Consider the following 20672-nt stretch of genomic DNA (forward strand, 5'->3'; position numbering starts at 1 on the left):
GATCCGCACCGCCCCTGGGGAGGTGCGGCGCCGTCGGCTGCCCGGTGCTGTTGTCCGGGCCCTGTCGGTCTAGCGTGCCACCAGCCTGCGGGCCGCCTCCTTGATGGAGGCCCGCAGGCGGTCGCGGTCGGTGTCCTGCGTGCCGGTGAGGATGCGCCGCATCTGCGGGACCACGGCCATCCAGTTGGTCAGGGCGGTCAGCAGCAGCAGGAGGTCGCCGGGCGGGAACGCGTCGGTGATCACGCCCCGGGCCTGGCCGTCGGCGACTGCGGCCACCTTCCGGGCGTAGTGCTCCTGGCGGGTCGGCTCGTCGGGCAGCTCGGCGGTGCCGTACTCGATGCCCTCCCAGAACAGCAGGCGCAGCAGCTGGGGGTGGGTGGCGTGGTAGTCGATCAGGCGGTCGACCCAGCCTTCGATGTCGTCGGGGTCGACGGGGACGGCGGCGGCCAGGTCGACCATGCAGGTGCCGAGTACCTGGGTGAACAGCTCCGCCTTGTTGCCGAAGTAGGCGTAGATCAGCTGCTTGTTGGCCTTGGCCCCGGCGGCGATGCGGTCGATGCGGGCGCCCGCGATGCCGTGCCGGGCGAACTCGGCGACCGCCGCCTCGAAGATACGGGCCTTGGTGGCCTCGGGGTCCCTGACTGCTGCCATGGGGACAGGGTAGGGCCCGGCCAGGCAGGTAACCAACTATTTGGTTGACCGGGAATGAGGACGCGGTGCACCCTGTTGACGGTTACCAACCAACGAGTTAGTTGTCAGAGTCGGCTCCAAGGAGTGCCACCGCTCATGCCGTCAGCCACCCGCCCCCGCCCGGCACACCGGATACGTGTCCGCGACCGTGCCCCCGGCCGTTGGTCCGCAGCCGCATCCGGCGCGTCCGGCGGTCCGTTGCTCCTGCTCATCGCCGTCTGCACGGCCGCGACCGCCGCGAACATCTACCTCGCGGCCCCGCTGCTCCCCCTGATCGCCCACGACTTCGGTACGGTCCCCGCGGCCGTGGCCTGGATCGCGTCCGTCGCCCAGCTCGGCTACGCGGCCGGCCTGCTCTTCTTCGCCCCGCTCGGCGACCGCGTCAACCGGCGCACGCTCGTCGCCGGCCTGTCCGTGGCCACCACGGTGGCGCTGGTCGCCGCCGCCGCGGCCCCGGGCACCGCCGCCCTCGCCGCGGCCGTGTTCCTGGCCGCCGCCGCGACCGTCGTACCGCAGCTGCTGGTCCCGCTGGTCGCCGAACGGGCCCCCGCGGACCGGCGCGCCCGGCATGTCGCGGCCGTCATCGCCGGGCTGTTCACCGGGATCGTGGCCGCCCGTGTCGTCGGCGGCCTGGCCGGACAGGCCTTCGGCTGGCGTTGGGTGTTCGCCGGGTCCGCGGTACTGACCCTGGCGCTGGGCCTGGCCACCGCCCTGGCCCTGCCCCCGGAGCGGCGGGCTCGGCAGGGCGGGCTGTTCTCGGGCCTGGCCGAGCTGCCGGGACTGCTGCGCCGCTCGCCCGACCTGTGGCGGGCGTGCCTCAGGCAGGCCGGCATGTTCGGCGCCTGGAGCGCGCTGTGGACATCGCTGGCGCTGCTGCTGACCGGCCCCTCCTACGGCCTGTCCACCGCGACCGCCGGGCTCTTCGGCCTCTTCGGGCTGACCTCCAGCGCGGTGGCGCCGCTGGCCGGTGGCCTGGTGGACCGCTTCGGTGCGGCACGGGTCGTAGGCACCGCGTATCTGGCCGCGGCCGTGGCCGTGCCGCTGTTCTGGCTCGGCGGGCATGTCCTGGTCGCGCTGTTCGCCGCCGCGATCGCCATCCATGCGGCACTGGTCGCCTCGCACGTCGCCAACCAGACCCTCGCCCTGACCACGACGTCCGCCCCGGCCACCGCCAACACCGCCTACGTGGTCTCCGGCTTCGCCGGCGGGGCCCTCGCCTCGGCCGTCGCGGGTCCCGCCTTCAGCCACTGGGGCTGGGCCGGGGTGTGCGCGGTGGCGGGGCTGGGGCTGCTGCTGGGCTGGACGACCACGCTGCGGCGTGGGTGAGAGCCGGCAGCGCGCCTTCCGCACGCGTCGCACGGCCGTGCCGCTCCTGCGTCAGAGACGGGTGACGTCCAGGTCGCCGTCCGCGTACTGCCTGCGCAGCACCTTCTTGTCGAACTTGCCCACGCTCGTCTTCGGCACCGCCTCGACGATCGTCCAGCGCTCGGGCAGCTGCCACCTGGCGATGCGGCCCTCCTCGGCGAGGAAGGTGCGCAGGGTCGTGAAGTCGGCGGTGGCGCCCTCCCGCAGGACGACCGTGGCCAGCGGGCGCTCGCCCCACTTCTCGTCGGGCACGGCGACCACCGCGGCCTCGGCGACGTCCGGGTGGGACATCAGCGCGTTCTCCAGATCCACCGAGGAGATCCACTCGCCGCCGGACTTGATGACGTCCTTGGCGCGGTCGGTGAGGGTGAGGAAGCCGTCGGGGGAGATGGTCCCGACGTCGCCGGTCTTCAGCCAGCCGTCCTCGCTGAACTTGTCGGCGGGGCGCAGGGGTTCGGCGTCGGGGCCGTTGTAGTACGCACCCGCGATCCACGGGCCGCGCACCTCCAGCTCGCCCGCCGACTCGCCGTCCCAGGGCAGGCGTTCGCCGCCGGGGCCGGTGAGGCGGGCCTCGACGCCGGCCGGGAAGCGGCCCTGGGTCAGGCGGTAGGCGAACTCCTCGTCCGTACCGGCGGCGTGGGCCGGCGGACGGGCCACCGTGCCCAGCGGCGAGGTCTCCGTCATGCCCCAGGCGTGGCAGACGTGCATGCCGAGCCGGTCGAAGGCCTCCATGAGCGAGGGCGGACAGGCGGAGCCACCGATGGTGACCTGGGTGAGGGACGCGGTGTCCCGGGGCCGGGCGGTGAGTTCGGCGAGCAGGCCCTGCCAGATGGTCGGGACGGCCGCCGCGTGGGTGGGCCGCTCGCGTTCGATCATCTCGGCGATCGGGGCGGGCTGCAGGAAACGGTCCGGCATCAGCATGTTCACGCCGGTCATGAAGGTGGCGTGCGGCAGGCCCCAGGCGTTGACGTGGAACTGGGGGACGACGACCAGTGAGGTGTCCCGGTCGGTCAGGCCCATCGACTGGGTCATGTTGACCTGCATGGAGTGCAGGTAGATCGAACGGTGACTGTAGACCACGCCCTTGGGATCACCCGTCGTGCCGGAGGTGTAGCACATGGCGGCGGCCTGGCGTTCGTCCAGCTCCGGCCAGTCGTACGTGGCCGGCCGGTCCGCGATCAGCTCCTCGTACTCGTGCACCCGCGCGGTGGCGCCCGCGAGCGGCGTACGGTCACCGGGGCCGGACACGACGATGTGCCGCACCGTCGGCAGCTGGGGCAGCAGCGGCGCGAGCAACGGGATCAGCGAACCGTTGACGATGACGACCTTGTCGGCCGCGTGGTTGACGATCCACACCAACTGCTCGGCGGGCAGCCGCAGATTGAGCGTGTGCAGCACCGCGCCCATGGACGGGACCGCGAAGTACGCCTCGACGTGCTCCGCGTTGTTCCACATCAGGGTCGCCACCCGGTCGTCGCCCCGGACGCCGAGTTCGTCCCGCAGGGCGTTCGCCAGCTGCACGGCACGCCTCCCCGCCTCGGCGAAACTGCGCCGCTGGGGTTCGGCCTCACCGGTCCAGGTGGTGATCTGGGACCGCCCGTGCACCAGCGTCCCGTGTACGAGGATGCGGGTGACGGTCAGCGGTACGTCCTGCATGGTGCTCAGCACGGAGTCCTCCCGGGGCGGCGTTGCCTAGGCGGTGGTAGAGGTAGCGCTGATTCTGCTCACATACCGCGCGGTATGTCACTAGGGGATGGGTCACCCGGGGAAGAAAACAGAGGGAATTTCCGGCCTGGCGGACCAGCCGCACTAGCGGATCAGTTCCAGTTCGGGGTCCTCGCGCAGCTTGCCGAGCGCACGCGACACCGCCGACTTCACCGTCCCCACCGACACCCCGAGCACCTCGGCGGTCTGGGCCTCGCTGAGGTCCTCGTAGTAGCGCAGGACGACCATCGCCCGCTGCCGCGCCGGCAGCCTCATGACCGCCTGCCACATGGCGTCGTGCAGCGCCTGCCGCTCGGCCGGGTCGCCGTCGCCGGGCACGGGCTCCGGCTCGGGCAGCTCGTCGCAGCTGAACTCGTCCACTCTGCGCTTGCGCCACTGCGAGGTCCGGGTGTTCAGCAGCGCCCGGCGCACATAGCCGTCGAGCGCCCGCTGGTCCTCGATCCGCTCCCACGCCGCATAGGTCTTGGCGAGCGCGGTCTGCAGCAGGTCCTCGGCGTCGCTCAGGTTGGCGGTCAGCGAGCGGGCGGTCCGCAGCAGGACAGGCTGGCGGGCGCGCACGTACGACGCGAACGACGGGTAGGCGGGAGTCTCCCCGCCCGGCCTGAGCCGTGCGTGGGAAAGGGTCTGCCGCCTGGGTGCGGCGGCGGCCGAGGCGCTGGTGCAGACGGGTGTGGTCATGGCTCCACGCTAGGAGCGGGTTCCCCTCCGGCGGATCGCCCGCAGGTCCCGAAGCGGAGTCCCCCTCAGGTTGTAGGGGTGGGGCTGACTCCACCTCCTGAAGGTGGACGGCGGATGCACCCGCTCTACGGGTACGACCCTGACTCCCGGTCGAGCGTTCCTGGCTCCGCCCACCGGCCCGGCCCTGAACCGGGCACGGGTCCGGCCCGTCGGTCGGCGTGGCCCCGGGTGGAGGCCAGGCCCTCGGATCAGCCGTCCCCCGTCAGGATCAGTCCCGACGTCGGCACCCCGGTGCCGGCCGTCACCAGGGTCCGGGCCGCTCCCGGTATCTGGTTCACCGCCGTGCCCCGCAGCTGGCGTACCGCCTCCGCGATGCCGTTCATGCCGTGCAGGTACGCCTCGCCGAGCTGACCCCCGTGGGTGTTGAGCGGCAGCCGCTCCTCGGCCACGAAGTCGGCCGCCTCCCCCTTCCCGCAGAAGCCGAACTCCTCCAGCTGCATCAGCACGAACGGCGTGAAGTGGTCGTACAGGATCCCCACATCGATGTCGGCCGGGCCGAGACTCGAGCTGCGCCACAGCCGGCGGGCCACCCCGCCCATCTCCGGCAGGCCGGTCAGATCGTCCCGGTAGAAGCTCGTCATCTGCTCCTGCGCCCGGCCCGCGCCCTGGGCGGCAGCCGCGATCACGGCGGGGAGATGCGGCAGGTCCCGGGCCCGCTCCAGGGACGTGACGACGATCGCCTGCCCGCCGTCGGTCTCCTGGCAGCAGTCCAGCAGCCGCAGCGGCTCCACGATCCAGCGGGAGGCCGCGTGTTGGGCGAGCGTGATCGGGCGGCCGTGGAAGTACGCCGCCGGGTTCGTCGCCGCGTACCTGCGGTCCACCACGGCCACATGCCCGAACACCTCCGGCGTCAGCCCGTACGCGTGCAGATACCGCTGGGCCGCCATCGCCACCCAGGAGGCCGGGGTGAGCAGCCCGAACGGCAGCACCCAGCCGAGCGCCACGCCCTCCGCCGAGGGCTCCCGGTGCTGCACGCCCGCGCCGAACCTGCGGCCCGACCGCTCGTTGAAGGCGCGGTAGCAGACCACCACCTCCGCCACGCCCGCCGCCACCGCGAGCGCCGCCTGCAGCACCGTCGCACAGGCCGCACCGCCGCCGTAGTGGACCCGGGAGAAGAAGGACAGCTCGCCCATCCCGCAGGCCTGGGCCACCGTGATCTCCGGGTTGGTGTCCATCGTGAAGGTCACCATCCCGTCCACGTCCGCCGGCGCCAGCCCCGCGTCGTCCAGCGCGGCCCGCACCGCCTCCACGGCCAGCCGCAGCTCACTGCGCCCGGAGTCCTTGGAGAACTCGGTGGCCCCGATGCCGACGATCGCGGCGCGTCCGGCCAGGGTGTCGCGGCTGCGCACGCTCATGGGCGGCCCTCCTCGCCCGGGACCGTGACCGTCACCGTGCCCGTCACATGTCTGCCGAGGGCGTTGGCGCCGACGACCCGTACGGTGGCGGTGTCGCCGTCGACCGCCTCGATCCTGCCTGTCAACACCATCGTGTCCCCCGGGTAGTTGGGCGCCCCCAGCCTGATGGCGACCTTGCGGAGCACCGCCGTCGGGCCGAAGTGGTCCGTGATGTATCTGCCGACCAGGCCGTTCGTCGTCAGGATGTTCATGAAGACGTCCGGCGAGCCCTTCTGCCTGGCCAGCTCGGCGTCGTGGTGGACGTCCTGGTAGTCCCGCGACGCGATCGCCCCCGCCACGATCAGCGTCCGCGTCACCGGGATCTCCAGCGGGGGCAGCTGTTCCCCGGCCCTCACCGTTCCACCACTCGGAACACCGGCACCGTCAACTCCTCGTCGCACGACCGGAATTCAAGCCGCACCGGCAGCCCGATGCGCACCTTGTCGTACGGCACCCCCACCACGTTGCTCACCATCCGCACCCCCTCGGCGAGTTCGATCAGGCCGACCGCGTAGGGAGGGTCGAAGGCCGGGAAGGGCGGGTGGTGCATCACCACGTACGAGTAGACGGTGCCCTCGCCGCTCGCCTCGACCGTGTCCCAGTCGAGGCAGCCGCACGCGTTGCACCCCGGCAGCCAGGGGTGGCGCAGGGTGCCGCAGCCCGTGCAGCGCTGGATGAGGAGCCGGTGCTCGGCCACGCCCTGCCAGAAGCCGGCGTTGTCCCGGCCCACCACCGGGCGCGGACGCGGGGCCGGGGGCTTTCGGCGGGCCGGGGCGTACTTGAGGATGCGGAAGCGGTGCGTGCCCACGAGGTCACCGTCGACCCGGACGTCCGTACGGGTCGTGATGAAGTACCCGGTGCCCAGTTTCGTCGTCTTGCGGCCGGAGACCGACTCGATCACCGAGTCGAACGTGACCCGGTCGCCCGGGCGCAGGGGCCGTGGGTACTCCTGCTCGCAGTCGGTGGCCACCACCGACGTACAGCCCGAGCCGTCGAGGAGGGCCAGCAGCTCGTCGTAGGCACCCGTGCGGCCCTCGTGTCCGGACAGGCCGCCCATCGTCCAGGCCTGGAGCATGGTGGGCGGGGCGATGGCCTCCGGACCGCGGTAGGCCGGGTTGGCATCGCCCATGGCCTCGCACCAGTGCCGGATCATCGGCGCGTTCACCGGGTCCTTGCCCACCCCGGCGACGGCGGCCGGCCGCCCCTCGTACGCCTTGAGCCGCGCGCCGAGCGGGTCGGACCCCACATCTGCCGTGCTCACAGCCGCCCCCTCGTCCTCCCGAGCCGCATCACCGCAACGCCAGTTTCTGACTGTCCGTCAGATGATGGCAAGTGTCAAGGTCCGGAAAACGCCTGCGCGACGGCACCATCCGGCGCGCCGATGCGACCCCCTCTTCCCTTTTTCGAACGTACGTACGAACATGGAGGCATGGCCACCACCGACCGGCAGGCCACGACGCTGGCCCTCGCACACGCCCTGTCAGCCGCCGAACGCGGCCTGGCCGTCATCCCCCTGTCCCGGACGAAGCTCCCGGCCCTGCGCTCCCCCCACCACGACGACCCAGGCCCGGCCGGAGGGCGCTGCCACGGCGAGTGCGGCCGCTTCGGACACGGCGTGTACGACGCCTCGACCGACCCGGTCCGCATCCGCGAGCTGTTCACCGCCGCGCCCTGGGCCACCGGCTACGGCATCGCCTGCGGGCTGCCGCCGTACCACCTGATCGGAGTCGATCTGGACACCAAGTCCGGCACCGACTCCCCGACCGCGCTGCGCGAACTGGCCCTGCGCCACCTGTTCACCATTCCGGAGACGATCGTCGTGCGCACGCCGAGCGGCGGGCGGCACCTGTGGCTCACCGGCCCGCCGGACGTCGTCGTACCGAACTCCGCCGGCCGTCTCGCCCCCGGTATCGACATCCGCGGCGCCGGCGGCTACCTCGTCGGCCCCGGCTCCCGTACCGACCACGGCGTGTACACGACCGCCCCGGGCACCGCGCGCCTGGCCCCGGCCCCCTGCCCGCCCTCCCTGCTGCGCCTGCTCGTGCCCCCGCCCCGGCCCCCGCACCCGGCCCCGCCCGCCCCCGGCGACCACGGCGACCACGGCGACCACGGCCGCGGGCTGGTCCAGTTCGTCCGCTCCGCGCACGAGGGCCAGCGCAACACCCGTCTGTTCTGGGCGGCCTGCCGCGCCTACGAGAACGGCATCGGCCCCGCCCTGGTCGACCCGCTGACCGAGGCGGCCCGCGGCACCGGCCTGTCGGAGCGCGAGGCCCGGGCGACGATCGCCTCGGCGGCACGGATGACGGAGCACCGGCCGTGACCACCGGGAAGACGACCGGACGTCCTTGCGTCCGAGTGGGTTGCCACAGCGTGGCGTACCTGGGATCCGGCAAGCGTCCTGCTGGACATCGAAACGATCACTGAGCAGTCAGGAGACGTTGATCTCTGCCTGCCAAGTCGTGGGGGAAAAGGGCTGACCACCTGGCCGTGGCCGGCCCCGCTGTCCCGGTACAGCGCAACGGCCCCCCACCGTGGTGCCTGGTCAGGGGCCGTTCAACTGCGCGGTGGGTGTGGGATTTGAACCCACGGTGACTCGCGCCACGACGGTTTTCAAGACCGTTCCCTTAGGCCGCTCGGGCAACCCACCTCGTCTCCGCCCACCTGGGCCGGAGCGGGTACAGCGTACCGGGATCGGGCGTCCGACGGGCGGCGTGGTCCGTACCGGCCCTCGGAAGACCGGTCCGGACCCCCGGCGACGCAAGGCGCCCCTGCGCGTGCGTGCCCTTCGGCAGGGTCAGCTGTCGCCCACCCGCGACCCCAGCGTCAGCTGCGCCGTGTGCTCCTGGCCGTCCCGCTTGTAGGTGACCGTCACCTTGTCGCCCGGCTTGTGGGTCCAGATCTCGCCGATCAGGGTCGGGCCGCTGTCGATCACCATGTCGTCCAGCTTGGTGATCACATCGCCGGGCTTGAGACCCGCCTTGTCGGCCGGACCGCCCGACTCGACCGGGGCGGCACCGGACGCGCCCTGGTCGGTGATCTTCGCACCGTTCGTGGAGTCCTCCAGCGAGACGGAGGCGCCGATCTTGGCGTACACCGGCTTGCCGGTCCTGATCAGCTGCTGGGCGACGTACTTGGCCTGGTCGATCGGGATGGCGAAGCCCAGGCCGATCGAGCCGGACTGGCCGGAGCCGAAGCCGCCGCTGCTGCTCGACTGGATCGCGGAGTTGATGCCGATGACCGCTCCGGAGGCGTCCAGCAGCGGGCCGCCGGAGTTGCCCGGGTTGATCGACGCGTCGGTCTGCAGGGCGCTCATGTACGACGCCTTGCTGGTGGAGCTGCCGTCGCTGGAGGCCACCGGGCGGTTCTTGGCGCTGATGATGCCGGTCGTCACCGTGTTGGACAGGCCGAAGGGCGCGCCGATGGCGATCGTCTCGTCGCCGACGGCCACCTTGTCGGAGTCGCCGAGGGGGAGCGGATTGAGGTCCGAGGGGGCGTTCTTGAGCTTGATGACGGCGACGTCGTAGCCCTGCGCGTGGCCGACGATCTCGGCGTTGTACTTCCTGCCGTCGGGGAACGTGGCCGTGAGCTTGCCGCCGTCCACCGCGTCCGCCACCACGTGGTTGTTGGTGACGATGTGACCCTGCTTGTCGAAGACGAAACCGGTGCCGGTGCCGCCCTCGCCGCTGCTGCTCTCCGCCTCGATGGTGACCGTGCTGGGCAGCGCCCTGGCGGCCACGTTGGCGATCGTGCCCGGCGCGCGCTTGACCTGCGCGGCGCTGCTGTCGGAGGCGGAGACGGTGGTGGAACCGCTGCTGTCGTGGTCCTTGGCCAGGGTGTAGCCGAGGCCGCCGCCCAGGCCGCCCGCGACCAGCGCGGCCACCAGGACCGCGGCGACGAGGCCGCCGCGTCCGCTGCGGGGCTTGGGGGCGGGCTGCTGGTACGACGCTCCCCAGGCGCCGTCGCCGTACGGCGGGGTGGCCGGCGGCGGCGGCCAGGAGCCGTCGGGGGCCGGGCCGGAAACGTGCGGTGCGCCGGCCGGGCCCGCCGGTGCCTCGGGCGCGGGCCCCTGCGGGGAGGCGGGAGAGGCCACCGGCACGGGAGGCGCCGACGGGGCCGGGGGTACCTCGTTGCCCTCGTTCTCGGTGCTCACAGCTCTTCTCCTCGATCCACGGCTGTTGTCCCGTTGTATGCAGTCAGCTTTTCCCACGGGCCGTCAGAGCACGATAAGCGGTGGCTGTGGGTCCGGGGGTTCTCTTTATATAAGACCATTCACGCAAAAGTTATATAAATGAGCAGAGTGGGTGCCGTCCTTCGCGGCACGGACGCGTCCGCGCCGCCACGCGTACCCCGAGACGGTGACACCATGACGCGGTGACCCACGCACCACACCGCTCCCTGCAGGTCGTAGCCCACCGAGGCGCTTCCGAAGACGCGCCCGAGCACACCCTGGCCGCCTACAAGAAGGCGATCGAGGACGGCGCCGACGCCCTCGAGTGCGACGTACGGCTGACCGCCGACGGCCATCTGGTCTGCGTCCACGACCGCCGGGTGAACCGTACCTCCAACGGCCGCGGCGCCGTCTCCGCGCTGGAACTGGCCGATCTCGCCGCCCTCGACTTCGGTTCCTGGAAGACGCGCGAGGCCTGGCGCGGGCGGGACGAGGAGCCCGACTGGGTGTCCCGTCCGGAGGACCCCGCGGACACCTCCGTGCTCACCCTGGAACGGCTGCTGGAACTGGTCGCGGACGCCGGGCGGCGGGTGGAGCTGGCCATCGAGACCAAGCACCCCACGCGCTGGGCGGGCCAGGTGGAGGAGCGGCTGCTGACGCTGCTGAAGCGGTTCGGCCTGGACGCACCGGCCTCCGCCACCGAGTCCCCGGTCCGGATCATGAGCTTCTCGGCGCGTTCGCTGCACCGCGTGCGTGCCGCCGCGCCCACGCTGCCGACCGTCTACCTGGTGCAGTTCCTCACTCCCCGGCTGCGCGACGGGCGGCTGCCCGCGGGCGTGCGGATCGCGGGGCCCTCGATCCGCATCGTGCGCAACCACCCCGCCTATGTGGAACGGCTGAAACACGCCGGCCATCAGGTGCACGTGTGGACCGTGAACGAGCCCGAGGACGTCGACCTCTGCGTGGAACTGGGGATCGACGCCATCATCACCAACCGGCCGGGCGCCGTCCTGCGCCAGTTGGGGCGGGTGTGACCTCAAGAGACCGGTAAAGAGCTGTGCACATGCCTTGACCCCGCTGTGCGGCTGCTGGATTCTCCCTCTCGGCCCCACCAGTGAAATCCAGCCATACGACAGCCATACGACGACCCGAGGCAGGGCCTTCGTCACAGGGAGTGCTCCGGCACGTTCGCTCCGTACAGGCATGTTGCGAACGCGTCACCGGAAGAGGGTTGGCCGGTTTCCGGTACAGGCCAATGGGGCATCCACACCGTGGCGTGGGGCAAAGGAGGTCTCGGGGGTGGCGTTGGTGGTGGCACAGGAGGTGCCCACGTCGTCGAGCATGGCCGTACCCCATGGCCCTGCGGGCGTGGGGAAGGCGCGGCACCGGATGCGCGCACAGTTGCGCAGCGGGGGCGTGGCCGAATCGGTCATCGACGATGCCGTACTGATCCTTTCCGAACTGTTGAGCAATGCCTGCAAACACGGGCGGCCGCTGGGCGACGCGCTAACGGGCGACGGTGATGTGCGCGCCGCGTGGCGGGTCGACGCGCGCGGCCGGCTCATCGTCGAGGTGACGGACGGCGGCGGCCCGACCCGGCCGGCGCCGGCCACCCCGTCGGTGACCGCGCACGGCGGCCGCGGGCTGAACATCATCACCGCCCTCGCCGACGACTGGGGCGTCCGGGACGACGTCCACGGCGAGGTGACGGTCTGGGTGGTGGTCCACGCGGACGTGCACGATCCCGATGCCGGGGGCCGCCCGGACCGTTTCGCTACGCGCGTCACGGCCCCCGCGCTCCCGGACCTGGCCGGCCTGAACTTCAGCAGGGCCTTCGAGGACCTGGACTGACGGGAGCTCACGTACCAGGACACGCCGGACCGGGACACGCCGGACCGAGCCGCGGTGCACCCCGAGGTTGTCCACAGGTTCACTCCCCTGGCGCCGAGCGGGCGTGCGTTGTCCACAGGTTCCCGCCGGTCACGGCCCGAACGGCTAGGCTCCCGCCCGTACGAGAAGAGCCGTAACCGGGAGACACCCACGATGGCCAAGAAGCGACCCCAGACGAAGGCCGAGCGGCCGCAGCTCAGCGATGCGGAGGTCCCGGTGGTCGGCGCCCGCGAGCCCTGCCCCTGCGGCAGCGGCCGGCGCTACAAGGCATGCCACGGCCGGGCCGCGGCGCACGCGGTGACCGAGCTGGTGCAGCGCCCGTTCGAGGGGCTGCCCGGTGAGTGCGACTGGGTGGCGCTGCGCGAGCTGGTACCGGCCGCGACGGCCGAGCTGACCCTCAAGGACGGCCTGCCCGAGGGCGTTCCCTCGGTCACGCTCGCCACGGTGCTGCCGATGGCCTGGCCCGCGCTGCGCCGCGACGACGGCTCGGTACTGCTCGGCCTGCAGAACGACACGGCGTCCGGCGACCTCAGCCGCGACCTCGCCGACATCCTCCAGCGTGCGCTCCGGACCGACCCCGGCACCCCGGTGCAGGGCCGCCGCGCCCCGGCCGGCGGTCCGCGGCTGCAGGACCTGCTCGACCCCGAGGCACCGTTCGAGCCGGTCGTGCACAGCGGCTTCGAGTTCTGGGTGCCGGACGCGGAGAACGCCACGCCGGAGGTGACCGCCTCCCTGGAGCGGGCCAACGCCGCCGCCATCCCGACGGCGAAGCTCACCGGCGTGGACGCCGCGTACTGGTGCCGGACGCCGGAGAAGAACCACCTGCGCTGGGTGATGCCGCATCCCGAGGAACAGCTTCTGGACGCTCTCGCGCGGCTGCACGCCGCGGGCCGCTCCGGCCTGGGCGAGGGCACCCGGCTCGTGGGCTCCTTCCGTGCTCACGGCCTCACAGTGCCGGTCTGGGACCTGCCGAGCGGGGTCACGGCGGAGGACGTGGAGAAGCCGGCCGCCGAGTTCGCCGAGCGGCTCGCCGCCGCCCTGGCCGCCGGCGAGCCGCTCACGGCGGACGAGCGCCGGGCGCGCGGCGGACTGACCAACCGGCAGGTCACACTCAGCTGACGGCATACGCGCGGGGCCGCGACTGAACGGTCGGTAAGGCGTGGACGCGGCCCGCGCAACAGGTGACTCCTGTCACAACTCGCCGTTGTGACAGGGAAATCGGTGGCTGAATGACCGATGCGGAATTTGCGAACCGCCGATCTCTTGTTACCGTTCCAGTAGCCCGGTTGCTGGTGCATCCCCCGTCGCCAGCAACCGGGTCTTTCCATCTCGGCGTACGGCGCACAAGGCGCCGCCGACCGTCAACTCCCCTTCTGGATGACGGAGTTGCCGTCGGTGTCCGCGGAGTCGCTGCCCGAGCGCAGCAGCAGGGCACCGTCGGCTCCGCGCGAGGCGAACTCGGTGACGGCCGTGTAGGCGTCCGGCCCTCCCTTGCTGTGCCGACGGGGTGTCTCGCAGGTGGCGGGCTCGTCGTCCGTACTCGTGACACAGTGCATCTGCAGGGTGCGGCCGTCCGGACCCATCAGGCTCAGCACGGCGTCCAGCGGCTTGCCGGTGGCGTTGCGGTAGTAGGTGCGGGCCCAGGTGTCCTCGCCCTGGGCCAGCACACAGGTCTGCGCCTCGACGCCGTCCGGGGAGGTGAGCTGGGGGCCGCACCGCGCGGCGGTGTCCAGGCCGAGCCCGAGCAGCTGGGGTGCCTCGCCCGACGGCGGAATCTTGCCGTCCGCGGAGCCGGTCCCGTCCTCGCGGGAGCCGGTGTCGGTTCCCTCCTCGCGGGAGCCGGTGTCGTCCTCGCTCCCGGAGGCCTTCTCCCGCCGTGTTTTCTCCCCGCCGTGTGGCTTTGCAGCCGCCGTGTGCCGGGCCGCCTCGCCCACCTGCACCGCGGACGCCACCGCCAGCGGCAGCACGACCGCGGCCGTCACGCCGCCGACTAGCGCGAGCAGCCGCAGCCTGTGGGATTCCGGTCCGCCGCGCTGTGGCGATCTGCGGCCGTGCCGTCCAGAGTGTCGACGGCCATGTCCCCCTGAAATTCGCAGCATGTGCGGAAGATAACGATCGGGCGGGGCTCCCCCAGCACGACCGTGCCGCAGACGCCTACAACTCGGGGGCGATCACACCCGTACGAGTGAGGGCGTCGACCACGGCGTCGACCACGGCCTCCACATCGGGCACCCAGGGCGCGGCCGAACCCTGCATCGGGGCGCGCTCCCAGCGGACGGCGCCCTGGCCGGTCTCGGAGGGGGGCAGGGCGAGATAGCCGCCCTCGCCGTGGAAGCGCAGGGAGCCGGGGACGAAGTCCTTGGCGTAGAGCAGTTCCCCCAACTGCTCCATGGAGTACGGCTTGACGAGCAGCGCCCAGCGGTTCGGCGCGGCGATCACCGGGCCGAGGCGCATGCCCCGCCGGTCGAGCAGGGCGAGGGCTCGCGAGGCGGCGAGCGCCGGCAGGCTGACCGCGCAGGGCGCCCTGCCTCCGGTGGCCAGGATGATCGGCGCGCTCGGCCGGTTGGTCCACCACCAGCGCACCATGCGCGCGTCGGTCGTGGCCGTGAGCAGGCCGGGGTCGAAGGGGTGCGCACCGGGCACCGTGCACTCGGGATCGGGGCAGGCGCAGCGGGCCCGCCCCTGCGGGTCGGGGGCCACGCCCGGGAGTACGGGCCACTGCCACTCGGTCGCGCAGGTCAGGGCCGCGCCGATCAGCTCGGACCTTCCGTCGTTCCGCCCGGGCTTCCCGTCGTTCCGCCTGGACAGGAGCCTGCGTCGCCTTCCGAGGATCTCGCGCATGAGCGCTCGTTCCTTTCCGTTGCACCGCTGGCAACACCGTGGTCCACATCACAACATGTGTCGATCACTTCACTGTGCGTACCTGTTGGCGCATCACACCCCTGCGCACGCAGGGGGAAACCCCAAGGGGTCGAGCATGGGCCGCGTCCGCGTCCGTGGTGCGTCCATCAAAAGCACGGGTGCGGCGCGGGGGTGGCGAAGTATGGCGTTTTGCCGTCGCGCGTGGTTCTCTCCGCCTCCGCCAGGGAGGATGGGGCTCGGCCGTCGGTGGCTATGACGCCCGGGTCCGTCGCCAGGTTCCGGGTGGCCCCCAACCACCCCTGGCCTTCTCCGAGTACGTACCCATCACGACCGCTGTGACGCTCCGTGGAGCAGGGCCAGTCGACCGCAATGAACCGATACCCGAGGCAGTTTCAAGCCAACTTGGCAGTAGGGCAAGGGGTTCGGAAGAAACCCTCACCAAGCTCATGGACACCAGGAATCCCCGCAGGACAATGCTGGACATCCCCTCACGAGTGCGTGTACATGTGGAGACACTGCAGCGGCGCAGAATGACATGGGGGTTTGCGATGCTTTTCAGCAATACGCACCGGTCTGAAGGCCGGACGCCATGAACGCCCCGCACCCTCCGAAAGTGGCCGGAATCGATTCAACAGTTTCCACGCCCGCCCACACTGTCGCGCCGGCTCCCCCCGCCCCCGGCGCCGCCCCCTCCCCAGACACCCCTCCGGTCCCCGCCCCGCACACCCCCGCGCCCGGCACCGTCCTCCAGGACCGGCTGGCCGGCTGGGTCTCGGACCTCACCACCCTCCACGAACTCACCGAGCGCCTGTCCCGCACGTACACGCTGGAAGGCGCCCTCCCCGAGCTGCTGCGCGCCGGAGCCGCCCTCGTGGGTGCCCGCCGCGGCCTCGTCGCCCTGGAACCCGGCGACGGACTCGGCCCCCGCACCACCGTCGGCCTCGGCCTCGGCCGCGCCGACCTCGGCCACATGGAGACCGTCCCGCGCGGCGCACTGCCGTACGACACGGGCACCGCCGCCGAGATCGTCCACCCCGACCTGCTCGCCGAGGACGGCCTCGACCCCCGGCACCGCGAGGTGGCCGCCCGCCTCGGTTACGCCGCCAGCTACTGCCTGCCCCTCGCCACCGACTCCGCCGGCCGCCTCGGCGCCGCCGTCTGGCTCTACGACGAACCCGCCGAACCCCACGAACGGCAGCGCCACCTCGCCGGCCTCTACATCCGGCACGCCACCGAGCACCTCGCCCGGCTGCTCGAAGTGGAACGCACCCGCGCGCGCGTGGCGACCATCACCGAGGAACTGCTGCCCACCCGGCTGCCCCGGGTGCCCGGCGTCCAGCTCGCCGCCCGCCGCCGCACCGGCCCGCGCGGCGGTGGCGACTGGTACGACGCGCTGCCGCTGCCGGATGCCGCGCTCGGCCTCTCCGTCGGCTCGGTCACCGGCTCGGGGCCGAGCGCCGTGGCCGCCATGGGCCGACTGCGCGCCTCGCTGCGCGCCTACGCGGTGATGGAGGGCGAGGACCCGGTCGCCGTCCTGTCCGACCTGGAGCTGCTGCTGCGGCTGACCGAGCCCGCCCGCTCGGCCACCGCCCTGTTCGCCTACTGCGAGCCCGCGCTGCGCAAGGTCACCCTGGCCGGCGCCGGACACAGCCCGCCGCTGCTGATCGGCGAGCGGCACACCGCGTTCGCCGAGACCTCCGTCTCCGCACCGCTCGGCATGCTCGCCTGCTGGGAGGCGCCCAGCGTGGAGATCCAGGCCGAGGCCGGCGAGACGGTTCTGCTGTACACCGACGGGCTGCTGCACCGTACCGGCGACTCGATGGACCGCGCCTTCGCCCGGCTGCACTCAGCCGCCGCGAGCATCCCGCGCGCGGTGCGGCACGACCCCGGCGCCGTCGCCGACCACGTCCTGCGCGCCGTCCTGCCGGACGGCCTGGACACGGCCGACAGCGAGGAGGACGTGGTGCTGCTGGCCGCCCGCTTCGACTGAGCCCACCTGGAATGACCGGGCATAACAGGGCATCCGGCCCCGGCCCGCTCCCGGTACGACCGTACGATGATGGAGGTCCCCGCTCGGCCACAAGCAGGAGCGTCGCGGGCCCCGGGGGAGATCACCAGGCGTATCGAGGAGGATCACGTGTCCGACGAGCTCAACCCGGCTGTGCCCGACACCGCTACCGCGGAGGGCCCCGAGACCGAGTCCGAGGAGACCGTCAAGCAGCGGAAGAACGGCCTGTACCCGGGCGTCTCCGACGAGCTGGCCGAGAACATGAAGTCCGGCTGGGCCGACACGGAGCAGCGTGACCTGAAGCCGATCCCGCAGGCCGCCGAGACCGCCCGCCGCCGTGCCGCGCTCTCCGCCCGCTTCCCGGGCGAGCGCCTGGTGATCCCGGCGGGCAACCTGAAGACCCGCTCGAACGACACCGAGTACCCCTTCCGCTCCTCCGTCGAGTACGCGTACCTCACCGGCAACCAGGTCGAGGACGGCGTCCTGGTCCTGGAGCCGCAGGGCGACGGCCACGAGGAGACGATCTACCTCCTGCCCCGCTCCGACCGCGAGAACGGCGAGTTCTGGCTCTCCGGCCAGGGCGAGCTGTGGGTGGGCCGCCGCCACTCCCTCACCGAGTCGGAGGCGCTCTACGGCATCCCGGCCGCCGACGTGCGCGAACTGGCGGACAAACTGCGCGAGGCCACCGGCCCGGTCCGCGTGGTGCGCGGCTACGACGCGGGCATCGAGGCCGCGCTGACCGACAAGGTCACCGCCGAGCGCGACGAGGAGCTGCGTGTCTTCCTCTCCGAGGCCCGGCTGGTCAAGGACGCGTTCGAGATCGGCGAGCTGCAGAAGGCCGTCGACTCGACGGTGCGCGGCTTCGAGGACGTCGTGAAGGTCCTCGACAAGGCCGAGGCCACCTCCGAGCGGTACATCGAGGGCACGTTCTTCCTCCGCGCCCGCGTGGAGGGCAACGACGTCGGCTACGGCTCCATCTGCGCGGCCGGCCCGCACGCCTGCACGCTGCACTGGGTGCGCAACGACGGCCCGGTCCGCTCCGGCGACCTGCTCCTGCTCGACGCCGGCGTGGAGACGCACACCCTCTACACCGCCGACGTCACGCGCACGCTGCCCGTCAACGGCACGTACAGCGAGATCCAGAAGAAGATCTACGACGCCGTGTACGAGGCCCAGGAGGCCGGTATCGCGGCCGTCAAGCCGGGCGCCAAGTACCGCGACTTCCACGACGCCGCCCAGCGCGTGCTGGCCGAGAAGCTCGTCGAGTGGGGCCTGGTCGAGGGCCCGGTCGAGCGCGTCCTGGAGCTGGGCCTGCAGCGCCGCTGGACCCTGCACGGCACCGGCCACATGCTCGGCATGGACGTCCACGACTGCGCCGCCGCGCGGACCGAGACGTACGTGGACGGTGTCCTGGAGCCGGGCATGGTGCTCACCGTCGAGCCGGGGCTGTACTTCCAGGCCGACGACCTGACCGTGCCGGAGGAGTACCGGGGGATCGGGGTGCGGATCGAGGACGACATCCTCGTCACGGAGGACGGCAACAGGAACCTTTCGGCCGGTCTGCCGCGTCGTTCCCAGGAGGTGGAGGCCTGGATGGCCTCGCTGAAGGGCTGATAGGACACTGCTGGCCGGGCACCCGCAAGGTGCCCGGCCATGCACATGCCTAGGGGGAGGGCTTCGTGGAGGACTTCTGGTCCGATGTCGGTGTCGATCTGCATCTGGAGCCGGACTCGGCGGACGGCCGCCGGGCGGGGCTCGAACGGGCCCTCAGGAACGCCGTGCGGGACGGCCGGCTCACCCCCGGCGCCCGCTTGCCGGCGACCCGGCGGCTCGCGGCCGAACTCGGTGTCTCGCGGGGCACGGCGAAGGCGGCCTACGACCAGTTGGTGGCCGAGGGGTATCTGACGGCACGGCAGGGCTCGGGCACCCGGGTCGCCTCGCTGCCCCCCTCACTCGACGGCGAAGCGCCGCAGGCCGACGCACGCGCGCGTGCCCCGCGGTTCGATCTGCGCCCCGGCAGCCCGGACGTCGGCGCGTTCCCGGCGGCGGCCTGGCTGCGCGCGCTGCGCCGGGCCATAGCGACGGCGCCCTCCCTGGCGTACGACTACGGCGACCCGCGCGGCCGGATCGAGCTGCGCACGGCGCTCTCCGGCTATCTGGGCCGGGCGCGCGGGGTGCTCGCGCCGCCGGAGCGGATCGTCATCACCACCGGGTACGTGCAGGGCCTGGCGCTCCTCACGCGCGTGCTGGACGGCGCGGCCGTCGCCATGGAGGACCCCGGGCTGCCGTTCCACCGGGAGGTCGTGCGGCGCAACGGCGGAACGGTCCTGCCGGTCCCGGTGGACGCGCGCGGGGTGCGTCCCGAGGAGCTGGGCGAGGCGGCCGCGGTGGTGGTCACCCCGGCGCACCAGTACCCGACCGGGGTGACCCTGCGTCCCGAGCGGCGACGGGCGCTCGGCGACTGGGCACGCGCGCGTGGCGGGCTGATCGTCGAGGACGACTACGACGGGGAGTTCCGCTACGACCGCCAGCCGGTGGGCGCGCTGCAGGGCATGGCGCCCGGCCAGGTGGTGTACCTCGGCACGGCCTCCAAGACGCTCGGCCCGGCGTTGCGGCTCGGCTGGATGGTGCTGCCGCCGCACCTGGTCGACGCGGTGGCCGACGCCAAGCTGCACAGCGACCACCACACCGAGACCATCGGGCAGCTGGCGCTCGCCGAACTGATCGACAGCCATGCCTACGACCGGCACGTCCGCGCGTGCCGGCTGCGCTACCGGCGCCGCCGCGACCAGCTGCTGGACCGGCTGGGCGCGGGCCGGAGCGTGCACGGCGTCGCGGCCGGCCTGCACGCCCTGGTCGACGTGCCCGACGAGAGCGAGGTGCTGGCCCGCGCGGAGGCGGAGGGCCTCGCCCTCGGCGCCCTCGGCGACCACTGGCACAGCTCCGGCCCCGGCCGCCCGCAGGGCCTGGTCGTCGGCTACGGCACGCCGCGGGAGCGGGCGTATCCGGAGGCGCTGGAGGTCCTGGCGAAGGTGCTGGACACGCGCTGAGCGCGCCGGGCCAGGCTCAGGGAACCGGATCGTGGTGTGCAGGACGCGCTGGAAGAGCCGGCAGTCCCGCCACTCCCCGTCGATGTGCAGGTACGTCGGGGCCAGGCCGATCGGTTCGAAGCCGCAGACCCGCTCCACCGCCGCGCTGGCCAGGCCCCGTTTCTGCTGGCCGGCGGCGCTTCGCCGTCAAGTGAGGGGGGCAGCGAGGCGGCCCTCTCTCGATCTCCAAGCCGTCACTATGCCGTCAGCAGCGACGGATCCTTCTTCCACTTGAGGATCTTGTCGAAGCTGACCACCGTGCCACCGCGGCCGGGCTTGGGGCCGATATGGACGTGGTCGGCGAGTTCGCGGATGAGACAGAGACCGCGGCCGTGCTCGGCGTCCGGGCGGGCGGTCCGGATCTCATGGGCACGGGAGAAGCCCGGTCCGGAATCGGCCACTTCGATGCGGCACTTCTCACCGTCGAGGTACGCGGTCACCCGGTAGGCCTCCGAGGCGCCGCCGTTCGGGCTGTCACCGCCGTGCTCGACGGCGTTCGCGCAGGCCTCGCTCAAGGCGACGGAGAGGTCGTAGGAGATATCGGGGTCGACGCCCGCCGTCTCCATGGTGCCGATCAGCAGCCGCCGGGCGAGCGGCACGCTCGCGGCCTCGCGGCGCAAATGGAGTGACCACCAGATGCTCATGCTCCAGCCTCCTGGCCGCGGCTCGACATACCGATACGTATTGCCGCCCGTAGGGGGACGTAAGCACACCGTTGACGTGACTCCGCCCATACAGCCGAT

Annotated in this window: 18 protein-coding genes, 1 tRNA gene and 1 pseudogene; 8 read left to right on the top strand and 12 right to left on the bottom strand. The window is 72.4% G+C overall.

Going from position 1 to position 20672, the window contains the following annotated elements:
• Positions 1-69: 69 nt before the first annotated feature.
• Positions 70-651: a TetR family transcriptional regulator gene (locus ABZ624_RS09290; protein ID WP_360084287.1), complete on the bottom strand. Its 582-nt coding sequence runs from the start codon at positions 649-651 to the stop codon at positions 70-72.
• 135 nt (positions 652-786) lie between these two features.
• Here ABZ624_RS09290 and ABZ624_RS09295 point away from each other — a divergent pair, with 135 nt between their 5' ends.
• Complete coding sequence (locus ABZ624_RS09295) at positions 787-2016, top strand: MFS transporter (RefSeq protein ID WP_360084290.1); 1230 nt, start codon at positions 787-789, stop codon at positions 2014-2016.
• Positions 2017-2067: 51 nt separating this feature from the next.
• Here ABZ624_RS09295 and ABZ624_RS09300 read toward each other — a convergent pair whose 3' ends face one another.
• From ABZ624_RS09300 to ABZ624_RS09320, 5 genes are all read right to left on the bottom strand, one after another.
• A complete protein-coding gene (locus ABZ624_RS09300) occupies positions 2068-3723 on the bottom strand; it encodes a long-chain fatty acid--CoA ligase (RefSeq protein ID WP_360084293.1) in 1656 nt (551 codons plus the stop codon).
• A 141-nt stretch (positions 3724-3864) separates the two neighbouring features.
• Entirely contained in the window at positions 3865-4458 is a 594-nt protein-coding gene (locus tag ABZ624_RS09305) for a SigE family RNA polymerase sigma factor (RefSeq protein WP_360084296.1), read from the bottom strand.
• A 248-nt stretch (positions 4459-4706) separates the two neighbouring features.
• On the bottom strand, positions 4707-5873 hold the full coding sequence (locus ABZ624_RS09310; protein WP_360084299.1) for a lipid-transfer protein: 1167 nt from the start codon (positions 5871-5873) through the stop codon (positions 4707-4709).
• Positions 5870-6268, bottom strand: a complete 399-nt coding sequence (locus tag ABZ624_RS09315) for a MaoC family dehydratase (protein WP_360084302.1) — start codon at positions 6266-6268, stop codon at positions 5870-5872. Before ABZ624_RS09315 ends, ABZ624_RS09310 begins: the two co-directional genes overlap by 4 nt.
• Entirely contained in the window at positions 6265-7173 is a 909-nt protein-coding gene (locus ABZ624_RS09320; protein ID WP_360084305.1) for a bifunctional MaoC family dehydratase N-terminal/OB-fold nucleic acid binding domain-containing protein, read from the bottom strand. The genes ABZ624_RS09315 and ABZ624_RS09320 overlap by 4 nt, the downstream gene beginning before the upstream one ends.
• A 168-nt stretch (positions 7174-7341) precedes the next feature.
• Here ABZ624_RS09320 and ABZ624_RS09325 point away from each other — a divergent pair, with 168 nt between their 5' ends.
• Complete coding sequence (locus ABZ624_RS09325; RefSeq protein WP_360084308.1) at positions 7342-8232, top strand: bifunctional DNA primase/polymerase; 891 nt, start codon at positions 7342-7344, stop codon at positions 8230-8232.
• A gap of 242 nt (positions 8233-8474) precedes the next feature.
• Here ABZ624_RS09325 and ABZ624_RS09330 read toward each other — a convergent pair.
• Both ABZ624_RS09330 and ABZ624_RS09335 read right to left on the bottom strand, forming a co-directional pair.
• Positions 8475-8559, bottom strand: a tRNA-Ser gene (locus ABZ624_RS09330).
• A gap of 147 nt (positions 8560-8706) precedes the next feature.
• Complete coding sequence (locus ABZ624_RS09335; RefSeq protein WP_360084311.1) at positions 8707-10062, bottom strand: trypsin-like peptidase domain-containing protein; 1356 nt, start codon at positions 10060-10062, stop codon at positions 8707-8709.
• Positions 10063-10283: 221 nt separating this feature from the next.
• On the opposite strand from ABZ624_RS09335, the gene ABZ624_RS09340 reads away from it, so the two are divergent.
• From ABZ624_RS09340 to ABZ624_RS09350, 3 genes are all read left to right on the top strand, one after another.
• Positions 10284-11114, top strand: coding sequence for a glycerophosphodiester phosphodiesterase (locus tag ABZ624_RS09340; protein WP_360084314.1), 831 nt, complete (start codon positions 10284-10286; stop codon positions 11112-11114).
• A gap of 265 nt (positions 11115-11379) precedes the next feature.
• A complete protein-coding gene (locus ABZ624_RS09345) occupies positions 11380-11931 on the top strand; it encodes an ATP-binding protein (RefSeq protein WP_360084317.1) in 552 nt (183 codons plus the stop codon).
• Between the two features lie 192 nt (positions 11932-12123).
• Complete coding sequence (locus ABZ624_RS09350; protein WP_360084320.1) at positions 12124-13089, top strand: DUF5926 family protein; 966 nt, start codon at positions 12124-12126, stop codon at positions 13087-13089.
• Positions 13090-13331: 242 nt separating this feature from the next.
• Here the strand turns inward: ABZ624_RS09350 and ABZ624_RS09355 are convergent, their stop codons facing one another.
• Positions 13332-13952: a hypothetical protein gene (locus tag ABZ624_RS09355; protein WP_360084323.1), complete on the bottom strand. Its 621-nt coding sequence runs from the start codon at positions 13950-13952 to the stop codon at positions 13332-13334.
• Positions 13953-14124: 172 nt separating this feature from the next.
• Positions 14125-14811 (bottom strand): bifunctional DNA primase/polymerase, encoded by a 687-nt coding sequence (locus tag ABZ624_RS09360; protein ID WP_360084326.1) that lies wholly within the window; start codon positions 14809-14811, stop codon positions 14125-14127.
• Positions 14812-15421: 610 nt separating this feature from the next.
• Here ABZ624_RS09360 and ABZ624_RS09365 point away from each other — a divergent pair.
• From ABZ624_RS09365 to ABZ624_RS09375, 3 genes are all read left to right on the top strand, one after another.
• Positions 15422-16822, top strand: a complete 1401-nt coding sequence (locus tag ABZ624_RS09365) for a PP2C family protein-serine/threonine phosphatase (RefSeq protein WP_360084329.1) — start codon at positions 15422-15424, stop codon at positions 16820-16822.
• A 147-nt stretch (positions 16823-16969) separates the two neighbouring features.
• Positions 16970-18454 carry an aminopeptidase P family protein gene (locus ABZ624_RS09370; protein ID WP_360084332.1) on the top strand — a complete coding sequence of 495 codons (1485 nt, stop codon included), beginning with the start codon at positions 16970-16972 and terminating at the stop codon, positions 18452-18454.
• A gap of 65 nt (positions 18455-18519) precedes the next feature.
• The gene (locus ABZ624_RS09375; protein ID WP_360084335.1) at positions 18520-19890 is read left to right on the top strand and encodes a PLP-dependent aminotransferase family protein; all 1371 of its coding nucleotides are present in this window, start codon (positions 18520-18522) and stop codon (positions 19888-19890) included.
• Positions 19891-19926: 36 nt separating this feature from the next.
• Here the strand turns inward: ABZ624_RS09375 and ABZ624_RS09380 are convergent.
• Both ABZ624_RS09380 and ABZ624_RS09385 read right to left on the bottom strand, forming a co-directional pair.
• Positions 19927-20016: pseudogene (locus ABZ624_RS09380) on the bottom strand (alanine acetyltransferase); the annotation flags it as partial.
• A 110-nt stretch (positions 20017-20126) separates the two neighbouring features.
• Positions 20127-20573 (bottom strand): ATP-binding protein, encoded by a 447-nt coding sequence (locus ABZ624_RS09385; RefSeq protein WP_360084338.1) that lies wholly within the window; start codon positions 20571-20573, stop codon positions 20127-20129.
• Between the last annotated feature and the right edge of the window lie 99 nt (positions 20574-20672).

It is taken from the genome of Streptomyces sp. NPDC007205 (assembly GCF_040634095.1).
GTDB lineage: Bacteria > Actinomycetota > Actinomycetes > Streptomycetales > Streptomycetaceae > Streptomyces.

Bases quoted from the DNA above. Each gene is read 5' to 3' on its own strand.
- ABZ624_RS09290 (WP_360084287.1), bottom strand. From the start codon at position 651: ATGGCAGCAGTCAGGGACCCCGAGGCCACCAAGGCCCGTATCTTCGAG.
- ABZ624_RS09295 (WP_360084290.1), top strand. From the start codon at position 787: ATGCCGTCAGCCACCCGCCCCCGCCCGGCACACCGGATACGTGTCCGC.
- ABZ624_RS09305 (WP_360084296.1), bottom strand. From the start codon at position 4,458: ATGACCACACCCGTCTGCACCAGCGCCTCGGCCGCCGCCGCACCCAGG.
- ABZ624_RS09310 (WP_360084299.1), bottom strand. From the start codon at position 5,873: ATGAGCGTGCGCAGCCGCGACACCCTGGCCGGACGCGCCGCGATCGTC.
- ABZ624_RS09325 (WP_360084308.1), top strand. From the start codon at position 7,342: ATGGCCACCACCGACCGGCAGGCCACGACGCTGGCCCTCGCACACGCC.
- ABZ624_RS09350 (WP_360084320.1), top strand. From the start codon at position 12,124: ATGGCCAAGAAGCGACCCCAGACGAAGGCCGAGCGGCCGCAGCTCAGC.
- ABZ624_RS09360 (WP_360084326.1), bottom strand. From the start codon at position 14,811: ATGCGCGAGATCCTCGGAAGGCGACGCAGGCTCCTGTCCAGGCGGAAC.
- ABZ624_RS09365 (WP_360084329.1), top strand. From the start codon at position 15,422: ATGAACGCCCCGCACCCTCCGAAAGTGGCCGGAATCGATTCAACAGTT.
- ABZ624_RS09385 (WP_360084338.1), bottom strand. From the start codon at position 20,573: ATGAGCATCTGGTGGTCACTCCATTTGCGCCGCGAGGCCGCGAGCGTG.